The following is an 18,082-nucleotide window of genomic DNA, read 5'->3' on the forward strand; positions in this document are numbered from 1 at the left end:
CGGTCCTACTCTGCAGCCTGAGCGTCGGCAGGCTTCTTTTTCAGGTGAACGAGCATGTTGAGCAGCGCGCGGTCGTGTAGCACCACCATGCGCTCTTTCGGATGCAGCCAGCTGATGGCGTCCTCGATGGTTTCCGCATCGACCAGCTTGGCCTCCGCCAGGGCGCGTTCCGTCTCGATGATGCCGCGCTTGCGGGGAGCCACGGTAGGCAGCATCTCGATGTGCCTTTCTCTAAGGACCGGATCGGAGTAGATGGCCCTGAGGCTGTCCTCGTCGTCGAAGCCGAGGGTGGCGTTACGTATCTGCAGCTCGTTCGCGCGGGTGGCGATCGTGGGAGGACGGTGCTCTTCCGGCGTCATGAGAAGACCGAGCCTCTTGAGCGCGAGGCCCGCTCCGAGCTGTCCGCTGAGCCAGGACAGCGGGATTGCGAGAAGCAGGCCGATGATCGTCGGCGACATCCAAAGGAACAGGGACGTGGCGATCATGAAGGCTGAAATGCCGGCAAGCGCGCCCAGCACCGTGTGCGCCCGGTGGCGGCGCACGATGTCCCTGAACGGGATGGACCCGTCGTCACGACGCTGCGGCTGCCAGCCGGTGTCGCGGCCCAGAAGAATCTGGAATACGGAGCCGGACTGGATCAGCATCAGAATCGGAGCGAGTAGGGCCGACAGAATGATCTCGAGCGTCGACGAGGCGATCAGCCGGAGCCCCCCGCCGGACGCCCGGCGCTCCTTGCCGCGGATCAGCATCAGGATGAGGCCGAAGATCTTCGGGGCCAGCAGGATTCCCATCGTCAGCGCGAACAGGGCCAGGGCTCGTTCGGGATCGAACCGAGGCCAGATGGGATAGAGGCGGAAATCGCGCGAGAAATATTCGGGTCGGATATAGGTGGTCTGCAGAACAAGCGCGATACCGACGATCAGCTGGAACAGCCAGAAGGGCGACGCCAGATAGGACATGATGCCGGTGGCGAAGTGCTGGCGGGTCGGGAGCTTCAGGCCCTTCGCGGTGATCACGCGCATGTGCTGCAGATTGCCCTGGCACCAGCGGCGGTCGCGCGCGGAGAGGTCTATGAGGGAGGGCGGGCTTTCCTCATAGGAGCCCTCGAGGTCCGGCAGCATGTAGACATCCCATCCGGCGCGGCGCAGCAGTGCCGCTTCCACGAAATCGTGGCTGAGGATGTGTCCGCCGAAAGGCGGCTTGCCTCTCAGATCCGGCAGCCCGCCATGGGCCGCGAAGGCTTTGGTGCGGATGATCGCATTGTGACCCCAGTAATTGCCGTCCCGGCCCATCCAGACCGAAAGGCCCATGGCAATGACCGGCCCCGTCACCCGTGCGGCATATTGCTGAAGCCTTGCGAAGAGCGTGTTGCGGTTGATGATGAGGGGCAGCGACTGGATGATGCCGGCATCCGGGTCGGCCTCCATCGCCGCCGCGAGGCGCACGATGCATTCGCCGGTCATGAGGCTGTCCGCATCGAGCACGAGCATGTGCTCGTAGTGCCCGCCCCAGCGGGACACGAAATCGGCAATGTTGCCCGCCTTGCGGTGATGGTTCTTCGGCCGGTGGCGATAGTAGAACCGTGCCTTGGGTCCGAGCCGCTCCCGCAGGGCCAGGAATGCTCGCTCCTCCGCCACCCAGGCATCCGGATTCGTCGTGTCGGAGAGAATGAAGTAATCAAAGCTCTCACCGAGACCCGTGGCCTCGACGGATTCGTAGATCGCCTCAAGGGCGGCATAGGTTCGCGCCGTCTGCTCGTTGTAGACGGGCATGACGATGGCCGTGCGTGCCTGCAGCGCCGAAGGGAGCGGGCCGACGGGGCGACGCCGGAGAAGGGCGAAGAACCCGAGGAGTGCGCTGGTGAAGGCGACTGCTATCCAGGAGAAGTTGATGGTGAACAGGGCCACCAATACCCACTGGAGAGCGGTGGTCCGGCTGACCGACACCACCTGATACATTTCATAGGTGCCGTAGGCGGTCAGAAGCAAACCGCCACCGAACACGAACAGACGCGCGAGCCAAGTTCCGAGCCTCGGATTCTGGCGAACGGGTTTGCGCTCCTGATCCGCTGACCAGCGTCTCAGATGCTGGGTCGGCATGTCCAGGTGCTTTTCCGGAGGCATGACGGATTCGAGCCGCCCCAAGGGGGCGATCTTCGTGTTCGGGTCGGAACTTAGGGTGTCCAACGATACAGCCATGTCTCGCTTATCGGTTTCCCGCCTGCTTCGAGGATGAGACGCATCTCACACGCGTTTTCGTTGCCCGGGTCAAGCTCGAATGCAACGCGTACCGTCTTTCTCTCCGGATACGGCAAAAGTTTGAGGTCATGGAACGTTCCCGGACCAACCGTCAGAATCGACTTGAGGTCCTTTGGCCAATTGTCGCCCAGCATCTCCCCGACAAAGTCGACGGTGAAACGACGGCGGCGACCGGTGCTCCCCCGGCCCGACCGTGTCGCGGCGACGGTCGCAAGCGGTGGCCGTTCCGGCGAGCTCCATCCCCAGTACTGCCGATAGGCGAAAGGAATCTCCGCTCCTGCCGCCATCGGCGCGCGCGGGCGCCAATAGGCCAGGATGTTGTCGTTGATCTCCGCATCGGTGGGAATCTCGAGGAGCTGGACGCTGCCCTCGCCCCATTCGCCCAGGGGCTCGACCCAGAGGCTCGGCCGACGCTCGAAGCGCTGCTCGTCGTCCTGAAAGGCTTCGTAGGCTCGTTCCCGCTGAAGCAGACCGAATCCACGAGGGGAGTTGTCCACGAAGGCTGAAATCTGGAGGGTCTCCGGGTTCTGCAGTGGCCGCCAAAGCCACTCCCCCTGGCCATTGAGCATCTGCAGGCCGGAGGATTCGTACACAGCAGGGCGGATATCGTCCGCGTTGCGGCGATCATTGGGGCCATAGAAATAGGTTGAGGCCATGCCCCCCAGGCCTACATGCTCCAGGTTCACACGGGGGAAGAGAGTCGTTTCCACATCGACGATGGTCATGTCGCCGGGCCGGAACGTCATCCGGACCGCACCGGTCGTCGATTCAGAATCGAGGACGCCGTGAATGGTGATACTGTTGCTGCCGATGCTTGGACGCTCGATCCAGAAGGCCCGGAAGATCGGGAACTCCTCGCCCTTGGCCTCGGCGGGCTTGAGGGTCAGAGCCCGGGCGATTGCGCCGTAGTTCTGCCCGCGCGCGAGGGCGCGGAAGAAAGTGGCTCCTTGAACGATGGCGAAGTTGAAGGGTTGTCCCTCGGCAGGGTGTGAAATCAGGCGAAAGCCGGAGAAGCCTATGTCCTTCAAGTCCTTGGGGATGTTAATTCCGTTGAAGTTGAAGTTGGACGGATCATAGGCGAGCCGCCTGACGCCTCCATCCTCCACGAGGTACAGGTCCACCGCGTTGTTGAAGACAAAGCCGCGATGCAGCGGCTCCAAGGCGATGCCTCGCCCTTCCGTGCTCCAAATCGGCTGCGAAAGGGATTTGATCGAGACGTATTGCTCAAAATTCAGATTCGAGAACGCGTCGGGCAGGTCGTTCGGCAGAGGAACGAACGGCTTCTTCGAAAGCTGACGGGCGACGTCCGTCACCGCGGACGGATCGAAGCGCTGGCCGTCACCCATCCGGGACGCGATGTCAGCATGAGGCGCCTGGGCTTGGACGGCAGGCGCAAGCGTAAACGCGGCAACCGAAGCGCTGAGATAAGCCAGCACATCGCGTCGCCGAGGATGAGAAGGGCGCGAGGCCCCCAGCGAAACCGACACAGTTATACTCTTGCGTGAACTTGGCGCTTGGGCCAGACAATCAGGAAGACTCATGATTTATCATCGAACATGAGTATGAAGTAAACGAGGCAGTTCGCATTCCGGGCCTTTGCTCATGAAAAGATTGCCGAATTACCCCTTCTGATTTAGCTGCATCCCTGAACACCACCGGATTGAAGCCTGATGACATCGAGCCATTCCCCCAAGACGTCCGCCGCCCGGAGCTGCCTCGCCGTTGTGCTGGCCGCGGGGGAAGGGACCAGAATGAGGTCCGAGAAACCGAAGGTTCTGCATCACGTTGCGAACCGCTCTCTGCTGGGGCACGTCCTCGCCATTCTCACGGAGGCGGGCGCCACGCGGACGGCCGTGGTGATCGGACCGGATCGCGAGGATGTGGAGAAGGAAGCGCTCAGGAGCGTGCCGGATGCGCGGATCTTCGTGCAGCGGGAGCGGCTCGGCACGGCCCATGCGGTACTGAGCGCCAGAGAGGCTCTGGCTGAGAAGCCCGACGACGTGATCGTCGCCTACGCGGACACTCCTCTTGTCACGGTCGAGACCTTCGCGAAGCTGCGCGCTCCCCTCGCCAACGGGGCGGCCGTGGTGGCGATGGCCTTCGAGGCCAAGGACCCGACCGGGTACGGGCGTCTGATCATGTCCGGCGACGAGCTTCTCGCGATTCGGGAGCACAAGGATGCTTCCGAGGCCGAGAGGGCGATCACTCTGTGCAACGGAGGCCTGATGGCGCTCCGTGGCGACATCGCTCTGTCGCTCCTGGACAAGATCGGCAACAGCAACGCCAAGGGCGAATACTACCTGACCGACATCGTCGAGATCGCCCGCGAGGCCGGGCACCGGACGGCCATCGCGGTCGTGTCGGAGGAGGAGGTGCACGGCGTGAACGACCGTGCGCAACTCGCCGCTGCGGAGCGCATGATCCAGGACCGGCTCCGGCAGGCGACGATGGCTGCGGGGGTCACCCTCGTGGCGCCCGAGACCGTATTCCTCAGCCACGACACGAAGCTCGGGCAGGACGTGGTCGTAGAACCGCACGTGGTTTTCGGGCCCGGAGTCATCGTGGACAAAGGCGCTGTCGTTCACAGCTTCAGCCACCTGGAGGGTACACGGATCGCCTCCGGAGCCGCGATCGGTCCTTACGCCCGCCTGCGCCCCGGCGCGGTCATCGGTCCCAAGGCCAAGGTTGGAAATTTCGTGGAACTCAAGAACACGGAGCTCGGGGCCGGAGCGAAGGTCAACCATCTGACCTATCTCGGCGATGCCAGGATTGGAGCCGCGACGAATATCGGGGCGGGCACGATCACCTGCAATTACGACGGCTACAACAAGCACAAGACGGAGATCGGTGAGGGGGCCTTCATCGGGTCCAACTCGTCCCTTGTCGCGCCTGTCACCATCGGCGACGGCGCGTTTGTGGGCTCTAGCTCGGTCATTACGGAAGACGTTCCCTCCAATGCCCTGGCGCTCGGACGCAGCCGCCAGGTCGTCAAGGAGGGCTGGGCCGTGGAGTTCCGGGCGAAAGCCAAGGTTTCGAAGAAACAGTAAGGCTCAGCTGTCACAATCTGTCATGGAAGTTGATTCCAGCATACCTCGCATTCTCTGTATGGAAGTGCGCAGCTCAGCTTAGAATAACATCGTCAACGGAAAGCCTTGGGGCATGTGCGGAATCGTTGGAATCATTGGAAATACGCCTGTTGCACCGCAGATCGTCGAAGCATTGAAGCGGCTGGAGTACCGCGGATACGATTCCGCCGGGGTCGCGACGCTGGAATACGGCCGCCTTGCGCGTTGCCGCGCGGAGGGCAAGCTCCGCAACCTCGAGGCGAAGCTCTCGCAATCTCCCCTCTCGGGCCATATCGGCATCGGCCACACCCGCTGGGCGACCCACGGGAAGCCGAACGAGACCAATGCGCATCCCCATGCCACCGACAAGCTGGCCGTCGTCCATAACGGCATCATCGAGAACTTTCGTGAGCTGAAGGCCGCGCTCGAAGCCAAGGGCGTTCGATTCGAAACGGAGACCGACACCGAGGTCGTGGCGCAGCTCGTGACCTACGAAATGCGTCAGGGACGCCCTCCGGTGGAGGCCGTGGCCGTCACTCTCCCGCGCCTGCGGGGCGCCTTTGCGCTCGCGTTCCTGTTCAATGGCGAGGACGAGGTGCTGATTGGGGCCCGTCATGGCGCGCCGCTTGCCATTGGTTATGGCGCGGACGAGATGTATCTCGGCTCGGATGCGCTGGCGCTGGCACCGTTCACGGACGACATCACTTATCTGGAGGACGGCGACTGGGCGATCCTGCGCCGGAAGGGGGCCGACATCCGTGACGCCTCCGGAGCGATGGTCCAGCGCCCGCGCCACAAGATCCCCGCCGGTTCCTTCATGGCCGACAAGGGCAACCACCGCCACTTCATGGCCAAGGAAATCCATGAGCAGCCGGAAGTGGTGGGGCGGACGCTGGCCCACTACGTGAACTTCAGCGCCGGGAGGGTGGAGCTTCCGTTCGAGCTGCCTTTCGATTTCAAGGACCTGAAGCGGATCTCCATCTCCGCCTGCGGCACGGCCTATCTCGCCGGGCTGGTGTCGAAATACTGGTTCGAGCGCCTCGCGCGCATTCCGGTCGAGATCGACGTGGCGTCGGAGTTCCGCTACCGCGAGGCTCCTCTGGAGCCCGGCGAACTCGCGCTCTTCGTGTCCCAGTCCGGCGAGACGGCCGATACCCTGGCCTCCCTGCGCTATGCGGCTGCCGAGAAACTGCACACGCTCTCCGTCGTGAACGTGCCGACCTCCACCATGGCGCGGGAAAGCGCGGTGGTCGCACAGACGCTCGCCGGGGTCGAAGTGGGCGTGGCTTCGACCAAGGCCTTCACGTGCCAACTCACCGTTCTCCTCTCCCTCGCGATCGCCGCAGGGCGCGCCCGCGGCACTCTGAGCGCCGAGGAGGAGAAGGAGCTCGTGGATGCGCTCATCGCCGTTCCCGGTCAGATGAGCGAGGCCATGAAGCGCGAGCACGACATCGAGATCCTGGCGCGCGAACTTTCAAAGGCGAAGGACGTGCTCTATCTGGGGCGCGGCACGGCCTATCCGCTCGCTATGGAAGGCGCGCTGAAACTCAAGGAAATCTCGTATATCCACGCCGAAGGATACGCGGCGGGAGAGCTCAAGCACGGGCCAATCGCCCTGATCGACGAGACCATGCCCGTGATCGTCATCGCGCCCTTTGACCATATCTTCGAGAAAACCGTCTCCAACATGCAGGAGGTGGCGGCCCGTGGCGGGCGCATCATTCTCATCACGGACGAGAAAGGGGCGCTGGAAACGGGCCTGGACACGTTGGCGACCATCGTGATGCCGTCCGTGCATCCTGTCGTGGCGCCGATCCTGAACTCGGTCCCGATCCAGCTGCTCGCCTATCACACGGCCGTCTTCATGGGCAAAGACGTGGACCAGCCGCGCAATCTCGCGAAGTCCGTGACCGTGGAGTAAACATTCACACCACACCCTCACACCAGGTCATCACCGGCCCTATGCCGGTGATCCCGATTCGCCGAGCGCCGCGCCTTTCCGATCGGGATGGCGGGAGCTAACCCGAGATCAGCTCCTGGGACGATCATGGCGCGGGGAGGGGCTTACCCCGCTCTCAGCAGCTTGATCGCGGAGTCGCGCTCGAACAGGTAGAGCATGATGCGCAGCGCCTGACCGCGTTCGCTCAACAGCTCCGGGTCCCTGTCGACGATCAGGCGCGCGTCGTCCCGCGCGGCGGCAAGGAGATCGCCGTCCGTTTCGAGCCGCGCGAGCTTGAAGCCCGGCGTGCCGGACTGGCGTGTGCCCAGCACCTCGCCTTCGCCGCGCAGGCGCAGGTCCTCCTCCGCGATGCGGAATCCGTCCTCCGTCTGGCGCATCATCTCGAGGCGAGCCTGGGCGATCTGGCCGAGCGGGCCCTTGTAGACGAGAAGGCAGGTCGAGGATTTCGATCCGCGCCCGATCCGGCCGCGCAACTGGTGGAGTTGGGCGAGGCCGAAGCGTTCCGCGTGCTCAATCACCATGATCGTGGCATTGGGCACGTCGACGCCGACCTCTATCACCGTCGTCGAGACGAGGATCTTGGTTTCGCCGCTCGAGAACCGCTCCATGGCGGCGTCCTTGTCCTTGCCGGCGAGCTTCCCGTGGACGAGGCCGACCTGATCGCCGAAAAAGCTTCTGAGCGTCTCGTACCGCTCCTCGGCCGCGGCGAGATCGACCGTTTCGGACTCGCCGACGAGCGGGCAGACCCAATAGACCTGATCGCCGTTGGCGACGGCGCGTCCGATGCCGCCGATCACCTCGTCGAGCCGGTCGATGGAGATCAGCTTCGTGGCGATGGGCTTGCGGCCGGCAGGCTTCTCGCTGAGCACCGACACGTCCATGTCGCCGAAATAGGTGAGCGCCAGGGTGCGCGGGATCGGCGTCGCAGTCATGACGAGAATGTCCACGGCCTCGCCCTTCGAGCCCAGCGCGAGACGCTGATGAACGCCGAAGCGGTGCTGCTCGTCCACCACGGCGACGCCGAGATCCTGGAACGTCACGCCCTCCTGGAAAAGAGCGTGGGTGCCGACGGCGATCTGGATGCTCCCGTCGGCCAGGCCGGCGAGAACGGCTTTGCGGGCGGCCCCCTTGTCGCGGCCCGTCAGGAGGGCGATGGTCAGACCGGCCTCTTCCGCCATGGGCGCGAGACGCTCGTAATGCTGGCGGGCCAGGATCTCGGTCGGAGCCATCATGGCGGCCTGCCGGCCGGCTTCTATGGCGCTCGCCATGGTCAGAAGGCCGACGACCGTCTTGCCCGATCCCACATCGCCCTGGAGGAGCCGGAGCATCTTCTTGTCGGAGACGAGGTCACGGCGGATGTCCTCGATGGCCTGGGCCTGTGACGTTGTGAGCCCGAAGGGCAGGGCCTTCTTGAGCTTCTCGACCAGATGCCCGTCGCCCGCGTTCACCCGTCCCGGCAGGCGGCGCATGCGGCTCCGGACGAGCGCCAGGGCGAGCTGGGAGGCAAGCAGCTCGTCATAGGCGAGCCGGCGGCGGGGGGCGGATTTGGCAATGGCGTCCTCGGAAAGCTGCGACGCGCTGTTGGGCCTGTGCAGGGCAAAAAGCGCCTGCTTGAAATCGGGTAGGGCATTCCGGTCGAGCCAAGCGGCATCCTGCCACTCGGGCAGATCCGGCACCCGTTCCAGGGCGGCGCCGATGTACTTGCCGACCATCCGCGAGGAAAGGCCCTCCGTGAGGCCGTAGACCGCCTCGACGGCGGGAAGATTCTCGATGCCCCTGTCGTCCAGGATGCGATCCGGATGGACCATCTGGCGGCGGCTGTCCCTCAGCTCGATCTTGCCCGAGACATAGCGGCGCTCGCCGACGGGCAGAAGCTTTTCGAGCCGGGCCTTCTGGCCGTTGAAGAAGACGAGCCAAACCTCCCCCGTCTCGTCCTCGACGAGGATCCGGTAGGGCGCACGGCGTCCCGGCGGCGGCGGACGGTGGGCCACCACGGTGACCGAGAGTGTCACCGGCTCGCCGACGGGCGCATCGGCGATGGAGCCTTTCATCTCCCGGGAAATGCCGCTGTTGGGCAGATGGAACAGCAGGTCGGCCACGCGCGCGGGCCTGCCCGGCTCGCCGAGGAGCCGATCCAGCAAGGGGGCGATCTTGGGGCCGACGCCGGGCAGGGAGGCAGCCGGGGTGAACAGGGGATCAAGAATGGAAGGGCGCAGGGACATCAAACGGGTGTCAAGTCGAGGGGAGATGGTTATATAGCGGCCGAGCCTCTTCGAAGCGACGTTATCTTTTTCTCACCGGAGCATTTTCATGAGCGGGACGACACGCACCAGCGCCGACCTCGACGTCCGTCGCAGGCAGATCCTTTTCCGGGCTTGGCACCGGGGCATGCGCGAGATGGATCTGATCATGGGGCGTTTCGCCGACTCGGAGATAGGAAAGCTTTCCGACGAGGACCTCGCGGAGTTCGAGCGGCTGATCGAGGTGATGGACCGTGACCTCCTCGGCTGGATCACGGGCGAGATCGAGATTCCCTCGAACTACGACACGCCCCTGTTCCGGCGCCTGAAGGCTTTTCACACCCATACCTCGCCGATCCATAACTGACGCAAAGTTCAGCATTCGGATTCCGACGAACCGGGCCGGAACGCCCGCGTTCTCCTCCTATTGACCGATACGCCATCATGAAGTCTGCACTGACCCGCGCGCTCGACGCCCTCAAGAAGGGCCAAGGTCTGACGCTTTCCAGCGTTCCGGACGGCTTCGATGCCCTAGCGGTGGCCGATCTGGCCCGGGGCCTGTCGGGAAGCGTCGAGGGGCCGGCCGTCCTTGTCCACGTGGCCCGCGACGGGCAGAGGCAGCAGAATTTCGCCAGCAGTCTCGGGTTCATCGCGCCGGAGATCGAGATCCTCACCTTTCCGGCCTGGGACTGCCAGCCCTATGACCGGGTCTCGCCCAATGCGGCGATCACCGCGCAGCGCATGACGACCCTGGCGCGACTTGCCCGCTCCAAGACCTCGGAGGACAAGCCGCGGATTCTCTCCACCACCGTAAACGCCCTCGTGCAGCGCGTTCCGCCGCGGGCCCGCATCGCGGCGGAGACCTTCTCCGCCGCGCCGGGCAACGTGGTGGACACCACGCTTCTGATCAACTGGCTCGAGACCAACGGCTTCATGCGCACGGGCACCGTCCGCGACACGGGCGAATACGCCGTGCGCGGCGGCATCATCGATCTCTATCCCGCGGGCCTGCCGAACCCGGTGCGCCTCGATTTCTTCGGCGATGCGCTGGAATCGATCCGCTCCTTCGATCCGGAAACCCAGCGGACCGTCGGCACCCTGCGCTCCCTCGACCTCGTTCCCATGAGCGAGGTGCAGCTGACCACGGAGAGCATCAAGCGCTTCCGTCAGGCTTATGTAGCCGCCTTCGGCGCTCCGACCCGCGACGACCGGCTCTATGAGGCGATCAGCGAGGGGCGGCGCTATCCGGGCCTGGAACACTGGCTGCCGCTCTTCCACGATCACCTGGACACGCTGCTCGACTACGTTCCCGGCATTCCCGTAGTGTTCGATGCCCTGGCCGACGATGCCGCGGGAGAGCGTCTCTCGCAGGTGAAGGATTATTACGACGCGCGGCGCGAGAACATGGGGCAGAACCAGCCTGGCGTCGCGCCGTACCGGCCACTCCCTCCGGATCAGCTCTATGTCAGGCCCGATGAGTGGTCGGAGCGCACGAATGCGCTGCCGCTCGCCCGCCTCACGCCTTTCGCGATGCCGGAATCCGGTGCTCCGCGCATCGTGGTCGATTGCGGCGCGCGCCAGGGCCGCAACTTCATCGCCGAGCGGGCGGACGAGAACGCGAACGTGTTCGAGGCCGTGATCCGGCACATCCGCGACCAGCAGGCTCAGGGGCGCCGCGTCGTCCTCGGCGCATGGTCGGACGGCTCCCGCGAGCGCCTGTGCCACGTGCTGCAGGATCACGACCTGCGGCAGACGAAGCCAATCGGCCGGTTCTCGGAAGCGATGGCCTATCCGCGCAACGAGGTCCCGGTCGGCATCTGGCCCCTCGAGCACGGCTTCGAGACCAACGACCTCACAATCATCGGCGAGCAGGACATCCTCGGCGACCGCCTCGTGCGCCAGAAGCGTAAGTCCAGGCGTCCGCAGGATTTCCTCACCGAGGTCGCGGCGCTCACGCCCGGCGATCTCGTGGTGCACGTGGACCACGGCATCGGCCGCTTCGCGGGCCTGAAGACCATTGAGGCCGCGGGCGCGCCGCACGATTGCCTGGAGCTGCATTATGCCGGAGGCGACCGCCTGTTCCTGCCGGTGGAGAACATCGAGCTTCTGACCCGCTACGGATCGGAAGAGACGGAAGTTCAGCTCGACAAGCTCGGCGGCGGGGCCTGGCAGGCACGCAAGGCCCGCATGAAGCAGCGCATCCGCGAGATGGCGGGCGCTCTCATGAAGATCGCTGCGGCTCGCATCCTCAAGGACGCGCCGCGCATGGTGCCGCCGGAGGGGCTCTATGACGAGTTCGCTGCGCGCTTCCCCTATGACGAAACCGAGGACCAGCTCAACGCCATCGAGGCGGTGCTGGACGACATGGCTTCGGGCCGCCCCATGGACCGTCTGGTCTGTGGCGACGTAGGATTCGGCAAGACGGAGGTGGCCTTGCGCGCCGCCTTCGTAGCCGCCATGAGCGGCAAGCAGGTCGCGGTGGTCGTGCCAACGACGCTGCTCGCGCGCCAGCACTACAAAACCTTCTGCGACCGCTTCCGCGGGCTGCCGCTCAACATCGCGCAGGCCTCGCGCTTCGTGCCCTCGGGCGAGCTGAAGAAGACGAAGGAGGGGCTGACGGACGGTTCCGTCGATATCGTGGTCGGCACGCATGCGGTCCTGGGCAAGTCCATCAAGTTCAAGGATCTCGGTCTCATCATCATCGACGAGGAGCAGCATTTCGGTGTGACCCACAAGGAGCGCCTGAAGGAGCTGCGGGCCGAGGTGCACGTGCTGACGCTCTCGGCGACCCCGATCCCGCGCACCCTGCAGCTTGCGCTTACGGGCGTGCGCGAACTCTCTCTCATCACCACGCCCCCGGTGGACCGTCTGGCGGTTCGCACGTTCATCACCCCGTTCGATCCACTGCTCGTTCGGGAGGCTCTCCTGCGCGAGCGCTACAGGGGCGGGCAGGCCTTCTACGTGGTGCCGCGCCTCGACGATCTTGGGGAGGTGAAGGCCTTCCTCGACAAGGAGGTGCCGGAGGCGAAGGTCGCGGTAGCGCACGGCCAGATGGCGGCGGGGCAGCTCGAAGACGTCATGACCGCGTTCTACGAGGGCCAGTACGACATCCTGCTCTCCACCACCATCGTAGAATCCGGCCTCGACATTCCCACGGCCAACACGCTGATCGTGCACCGCGCCGACATGTTCGGCCTGTCGCAGCTCTATCAGCTGCGCGGCCGCGTGGGACGTTCCAAGACCCGCGCTTACGCGCTGTTCACCGTGCCCGCCAACAAGAATTTGACGGCTCAGGCCGAGCGGCGTCTCAAGGTGCTCCAGACACTCGACACCCTGGGCGCCGGCTTCCAGCTGGCCTCGCACGATCTCGACATTCGCGGCGCGGGCAACCTTCTCGGCGAGGAGCAGTCCGGCCACATCAAGGAGGTGGGCTACGAGCTCTACCAGCAGATGCTCGAAGAGGCGGTCGCACAGCTCAAGGCGGGCATTGAGGAGCCTGCGGAGGACCAGTGGTCGCCCACCATCGCGGTCGGCGCGCCGGTGATGATCCCCGAAAGCTATATCGCCGACCTTCAGCTTCGCCTCGGTCTTTACCGCCGCCTCTCCACATTCGAGACAGATTCCGAGATCGACGCCTTCCGCGCGGAGCTCATCGACCGTTTCGGCCCGATTCCGTCGGAGGTCGATCAGCTGCTCAAGATCATGGCGATCAAGGTGCTCTGCCGCCGCGCCAACGTGGAGAAGGTGGACGGCGGCCCGAAGGGTATCATCATCTCCTTCCGCGACAATTCCTTCGCCAATCCGACGGGCCTCATCTCCTACGTGACCGAGCAGGCCTCGTTCGCGAAGGTGCGTCCGGACATGAAGATCGTGTTCGTGCGCGACGTCGAGACTCCCGACGAGCGCATCCGGGCATCGACGGTCATCCTGCGCGATCTGGTGCGGATCGCCGAGAAGAAGGCGGCCTGACGCCGTGACCGAGGCATGGGCGATGGTCGAGGACGGCGTCGTGGCGGAAAGCCACGGGGCCGCGGGGCTCGTTCCCTGGTGGAGCTTCACCAAGACGGTTCTGGCCGCCGCCGCTCTTGTGCTCATCCGCCGTGGCGTGGTGAATCTGGACGAACCGGTGCCGGGGCGGCCCTACACCCTCCGTCAGCTTCTTCAGCACCGGGCGGGGCTCGCCGACTACGGCGGATTCCCCGCCTACCACGAAGCCGTCGCCCGCCGGGACGAGCCCTGGCCCGTTACGGATCTGCTCGCGCGGGTCGACGCCGACCGGCTCCGATACGCTCCGGGGGAGGGCTGGGACTATTCCAATATCGGCTACCTCGTCGTGCGGCAGATGATCGAGGCCGTCACGGGGGAAGGAATCGACGACGCCCTGAAGCGCCTCGTCTTGCATCCCTCGGGGATCGCGGGCGCGAGAGTGGCGACGAAGCCGCACGATCTGGCCGAGGTGAGCATGGGGGACGCGTCCACCTATCACCCGGCGTGGGTTTATCACGGACTCCTGGTGGGAAGCGTTCCGGATGCCGCGCTGCTGCTCGACCGCCTCATGCGGGGGGAGCTTCTCCCCGCCGAAACGCGGAAGGTCATGCAGGAGCCCTTTCTCCTTCCAGGCCTCGTTCAAGACCGGCCGTGGAAGCAGCCTGGATATGGCCTGGGCGTGATGGTGGGTGAAACGACGGGCAATCTTCGGGTCGCGGGTCATACCGGCGGGGGGCCGGGAAGCACGATTGCGGTTTACCACCGCTTGGACGGGCGTCGACCCTCTCGTTCCGCCGCCTTTTTCTCGACCCGCGGCGACCAGGCCCGGACTGAGGAGAAAGCCTTTGGTTTGCTGAAGGGTTGAATCTCAGAATTCCGCTGCTGCTACGGCACGGGTGTTCAATTCGTTCTGCAGCAACGTCGCCGTGCCGCCCTCTCCCCCGGTGATGATCACGGGCGTGTGGCTTGCGGCCAGCGTTTTGCGAAGGCGGGTGGCCAGTTCGAGGAACCTCTTGCGCTCCGACCAGTTGGCATGGCGAGGCATCTGCAGCACGACGGCCGCAGGGCTGGGGATCAACGCCAGAACATCGTCTGCTGCTTCGAACGGGGTCGTAACGCTCGCGTACCCCAAGCCTGCGAGTTCCGCCGAAAGAGCGCTGTCAGGAGCGCGCTCGCCGTTGTCGACGACGAGAACCTTCTGCATTCCATTCATTGCAACACCCTTGCGTGAGAACGCATTCACCGAGACACGAGATACATTCCTTAACGTACAAAGCAGCAGATTAGTTGCATCTGCTGCCTGAACGTAAGCTCAACGATAAGGGTGATCTTGTCGCGGGAAGGGGTCAGTCGGGCTGGCGCCACCAGGTGTCGATATGGGGGCCAAAGAGCGGTGTCCGATCCGGCTTCTTCAGGCCACTGTCATAAGCAAGCCATTGATCTGCCACATAGAACAGCGGAACCACGTAGAAGCCCGAAAGGAGCAGGCGGTCGAGAGCCCGCACCGCGGAGACGAATTCCTCTCGTGTTCTCGCCTCCAGAAGGGCATCGATCATCCGGTCGATGGCTGGAGAGGCGGCGCCGGAGTAGTTGAGGGAGCCGCTCCTTTTCGCCGCTTCCGAGCTCCAGCGGTTGCGCTGTTCGTTGCCAGGAGAGGCGGAGGCGGGCCAGACCCATTGCACCATGTCGAAGTCGAATTGCGAGAGACGACGCCAATACTGCACGTTGTCGACGAGACGGACCCGCGCCTTGATGCCGACCCGCTCGAGAGCCTGCGCATAGTTGAGGGCCAGGCGCTCCTGCTGGCTCGAACTGACCAGCATTTCGAAGGTGAAGGGCTCTCCGGTGCCCTTTTTGCGGAGGACCTCGCCCTCGAGGACCCAACCGGCTTCGGAGAGCAGGGACAGGGCGCGGCGGGCCATATCCCGGTCCCTTCCGGACCCGTCGGGGGCAGGTGGGGACCAGCGGCCCGTCAGGATGTCCTCCCGGACTGCGCCGGGGAACGAGCCCAGGAGCGCGCGCTCGCGCCCGTCGGCGGGACGTCCCGCCGATGAGAGTTCCGAGCCGGCGAAGTAGCTGTCCGCACCGGTGAGCAGCCCGTAGAACAGGTTGCGGTTCACCCAGTCGAAATCGAAGAGATGGCTCAGGGCCTCCCGCACCCGAGGATCGCCGAAGACGGGACGGCGGGTATTGAAAACGAAGCCGTTCATGCCCTTCGGCAAGCGGATCGGCACCGTTTCCCGCAGGATGCGCCCGCTCCTCAAGCCGCCGAAATCGTAGCCCGTGGCCCATCGGCCCGGGTCGCCCTCCAGGCGGTAATCGTAAAGTCCCGCGCGAAAAGCCTCGAACAAGGTGTTGGCGTCGCGATAAAAATCGTAGCGAATCTCGTCGAAATTATAGAGGCCGCGAACGATCGGCAGATCCTCGGCCCAGAAATCCTTGCGGCGGGTGAGGACGATGCGCTCGCCGGGCCGGACCTCAGTGATGGCGTAGGGCCCGGACCCGATGGGCGGGGCGAGGGTGGTCCTGTCGAAGCTGTCCGGATCGGTCGCATGGGCCGGGAAAATCGGCATCGTGGCGATGATGAGAGGCAACTCTCTGTCGTTCGAGCCCGAGAGGTCGAAGGTGATCCGGTGAGGCCCCTGGATCTCAACGGCTCTAACCTGCCCGAAGCTGGACCGGTGGAAGGGCTTTCCGTGCTTCCTCAGCACATCGAAGGTGAATCGCACGTCCTCGGCCGTCAGCGGGTGGCCATCCGAGAAACGGGCGCGTGGATCAAGGTTGAACGTGACCGAGCTGCGATCCTCCGGCATCTCCGCCGAGCGAGCGACGAGGCCGTAGACCGTGAAGGGCTCGTCCCTCGAGCGCATCATCAGGCTCTGGAGGACGTATTCGGGAACCGCAGGCGGGGCGACGCCGAGAACAATCAAAGGATTGAGGCTGTCGAAGGTGCCCTGGATCGCCAGCGTGATTCGCCCGCCCCGCGGAGCGTCGGGATTCGCGTAGGGCAGGTGGGTGAAGTGCGGCGGGAGCGCGGGCTCTCCGTGCATGGCGATACCATGCCGCAGGGGCTCCGCCCGGGCTGCGACCATAGGACCAAGACCAGCCACGGCGAGGCTGGCGAGCAGAGCGAAGGTCCTTGTGAGGCTGCGGCGCATGAGACTCCTACCGTGCGAGTGTGCTTCCGGGCAATATTGTACAGAAAGTTAACCGGGGTGACTGGAAACCTAGCTCACGAAAGGTTAAAGGAGCGCCACAGGTCATGTCTTCGCCGCATTCGGCAAAGATTCACCGTCCCATTGCAGGTTTAAGAACGCCGGATACCAACGGCCCATTCTAGAGCCGACCTTTCGACTGAAGAGGATCTAACGACATGTCATTCGCGACACGCATCGCGAGCTTGGGGGGCACCTGCGGCCTGGCGACCGCCTTGGCCCTTCTCGCCAGCGCACCCGCCTTCGCTCAGGCTCAGAAGCCGGCCGCCAAGCCCGCAGCTCCTGCGCAGGGCCAGCCTGCCCAGCAGCAGTCCGGCCCCACGGTCGTCCAGGTGAAGGCCGAGCCGTCCCAGCCCGAATGGACCAAGGTCTGCGGCAAGGACCAGAACGCCAACGCCGAGATCTGCTACACCACCCGCGATTTCGTCTCGGATCAGGGCCAGCCCGTTCTCGCTCTCGCCGTCTACGACGTGAAGGGTCCGCAGCCGCAGAAGGTCGTCCGGTTCGTCATGCCGCTCGGTCTGCTCCTTCAGCCCGGTCTGCGCTTCGCGGTCGATCAGGGTCAGGCGACCCCCGGCCGTTACGTGATGTGCCTGCCCAACGGCTGCTTCGCCGAGGCCCAGGTGAAGGACGACTTCATCGCCTCACTCAAGAAGGGTGCGAACCTGAATGTGAGCGTTCAGAACCAGGTCGGCCGCGAGATCACCTTCGCCGTGCCGGCTGCCGGCTTCGCCAAGGCTTTCGACGGTCCTCCGATCGACCCGAAGGTGCTTCAGGAGCAGCAGAAGAAGCTCCAGGAAGAGCTTCAGAAGAAGAGCGAAGAGATGCGCCAGAAGATGCTGCAGAGCAGCGGCGCCACTCAGGGCGGTCAGCCCGCGGCCCCTCAGGCGGCACCCAAGCAGTAAGCGGGGCGCCCAGAAGAATGGAAACGCCGGGCATGGAGCCCGGCGTTTTCGTTTGGGTCATTCCTCAGTGCGCCAAGCTCGGCTTGGCCCGATACGCGCCGTTCGATTCCCTAACGAACATTTCCTCGATCATGGGATTGCGCAGGGGCTCGTCCGAATGGTCCGGGACCAGGTTCTGCTCGGACACATAAGCAATGTATTCGGTTTCCGCGTTCTCGGCGAAAAGGTGGTAAAACGGCTGGTCCTTCCGGGGCCGAACCTCCTCGGGAATGGACAGCCACCAGTCTTCCGTGTTGTCGAATTCAGGGTCCACATCGAAGATGAGCCCCCTGAAATCGAACAGGCGATGTCTGACCACCTGGCCGATTGCGAATTTCGCTGAACTCGCTTTCATGGGCATGGTCCTCACTCCTCGACCTTGCATATAGACATCCGCGCCGGAATCTCCAAAT

12 protein-coding genes are annotated in these 18,082 nt (G+C 64.5%); 6 read left to right on the forward strand and 6 right to left on the reverse strand.

The genetic code is table 11. The features are described from left to right. Positions 1-5: 5 nt before the first annotated feature. Both mdoH and GR328_RS04940 read right to left on the reverse strand, forming a co-directional pair. Positions 6-2,198, reverse strand: coding sequence for a glucans biosynthesis glucosyltransferase MdoH (mdoH, locus tag GR328_RS04935; protein ID WP_425487013.1), 2,193 nt, complete (start codon positions 2,196-2,198; stop codon positions 6-8). Beyond that, positions 2,174-3,694 carry an OpgD/OpgG family glucan biosynthesis protein gene (locus GR328_RS04940; protein ID WP_343039287.1) on the reverse strand — a complete coding sequence of 507 codons (1,521 nt, stop codon included), beginning with the start codon at positions 3,692-3,694 and terminating at the stop codon, positions 2,174-2,176. Before GR328_RS04940 ends, mdoH begins: the two co-directional genes overlap by 25 nt. Before the next feature lie 234 nt (positions 3,695-3,928). Between GR328_RS04940 and glmU the strand changes: the two genes are divergently transcribed. Further along, entirely contained in the window at positions 3,929-5,305 is a 1,377-nt protein-coding gene (glmU, locus tag GR328_RS04945) for a bifunctional UDP-N-acetylglucosamine diphosphorylase/glucosamine-1-phosphate N-acetyltransferase GlmU (RefSeq protein WP_160883420.1), read from the forward strand. Between the two features lie 112 nt (positions 5,306-5,417). Beyond that, a complete protein-coding gene (gene glmS, locus GR328_RS04950) occupies positions 5,418-7,244 on the forward strand; it encodes a glutamine--fructose-6-phosphate transaminase (isomerizing) (protein ID WP_160883421.1) in 1,827 nt (608 codons plus the stop codon). 143 nt (positions 7,245-7,387) lie between these two features. Here the strand turns inward: glmS and recG are convergent, their stop codons facing one another. Continuing rightward, positions 7,388-9,505 carry an ATP-dependent DNA helicase RecG gene (gene recG / locus GR328_RS04955; RefSeq protein ID WP_160883422.1) on the reverse strand — a complete coding sequence of 706 codons (2,118 nt, stop codon included), beginning with the start codon at positions 9,503-9,505 and terminating at the stop codon, positions 7,388-7,390. Between the two features lie 88 nt (positions 9,506-9,593). Between recG and GR328_RS04960 the strand changes: the two genes are divergently transcribed. The 3 genes from GR328_RS04960 (at position 9,594) to GR328_RS04970 (ending at position 14,375) form a co-directional block, all read left to right on the forward strand. Further along, positions 9,594-9,890: an FAD assembly factor SdhE gene (locus tag GR328_RS04960; protein ID WP_160883423.1), complete on the forward strand. Its 297-nt coding sequence runs from the start codon at positions 9,594-9,596 to the stop codon at positions 9,888-9,890. A gap of 77 nt (positions 9,891-9,967) precedes the next feature. Next, positions 9,968-13,492 carry a transcription-repair coupling factor gene (gene mfd, locus GR328_RS04965; RefSeq protein ID WP_205789761.1) on the forward strand — a complete coding sequence of 1,175 codons (3,525 nt, stop codon included), beginning with the start codon at positions 9,968-9,970 and terminating at the stop codon, positions 13,490-13,492. Positions 13,493-13,496: 4 nt separating this feature from the next. Further along, complete coding sequence (locus GR328_RS04970; protein ID WP_160883424.1) at positions 13,497-14,375, forward strand: serine hydrolase; 879 nt, start codon at positions 13,497-13,499, stop codon at positions 14,373-14,375. Between the two features lie 3 nt (positions 14,376-14,378). On the opposite strand, the gene GR328_RS04975 is transcribed toward GR328_RS04970, so the two are convergent. Together GR328_RS04975 and GR328_RS04980 are read right to left on the reverse strand one after the other, a co-directional pair. Continuing rightward, entirely contained in the window at positions 14,379-14,714 is a 336-nt protein-coding gene (locus GR328_RS04975) for a response regulator (protein ID WP_246215704.1), read from the reverse strand. Between the two features lie 142 nt (positions 14,715-14,856). Next, a complete protein-coding gene (locus GR328_RS04980; RefSeq protein ID WP_160883426.1) occupies positions 14,857-16,668 on the reverse strand; it encodes an extracellular solute-binding protein in 1,812 nt (603 codons plus the stop codon). 215 nt (positions 16,669-16,883) lie between these two features. On the opposite strand from GR328_RS04980, the gene GR328_RS04985 reads away from it, so the two are divergent. Continuing rightward, the gene (locus tag GR328_RS04985) at positions 16,884-17,630 is read left to right on the forward strand and encodes an invasion associated locus B family protein (RefSeq protein ID WP_160883427.1); all 747 of its coding nucleotides are present in this window, start codon (positions 16,884-16,886) and stop codon (positions 17,628-17,630) included. 64 nt (positions 17,631-17,694) lie between these two features. Here GR328_RS04985 and hspQ read toward each other — a convergent pair whose 3' ends face one another. Next, positions 17,695-18,024, reverse strand: a complete 330-nt coding sequence (hspQ, locus tag GR328_RS04990) for a heat shock protein HspQ (RefSeq protein WP_160883428.1) — start codon at positions 18,022-18,024, stop codon at positions 17,695-17,697. Positions 18,025-18,082 lie beyond the last annotated feature (58 nt).

The organism is Microvirga makkahensis, assembly GCF_009830105.1.
Classification (GTDB): Bacteria; Pseudomonadota; Alphaproteobacteria; order Rhizobiales; family Beijerinckiaceae; genus Microvirga; species Microvirga makkahensis.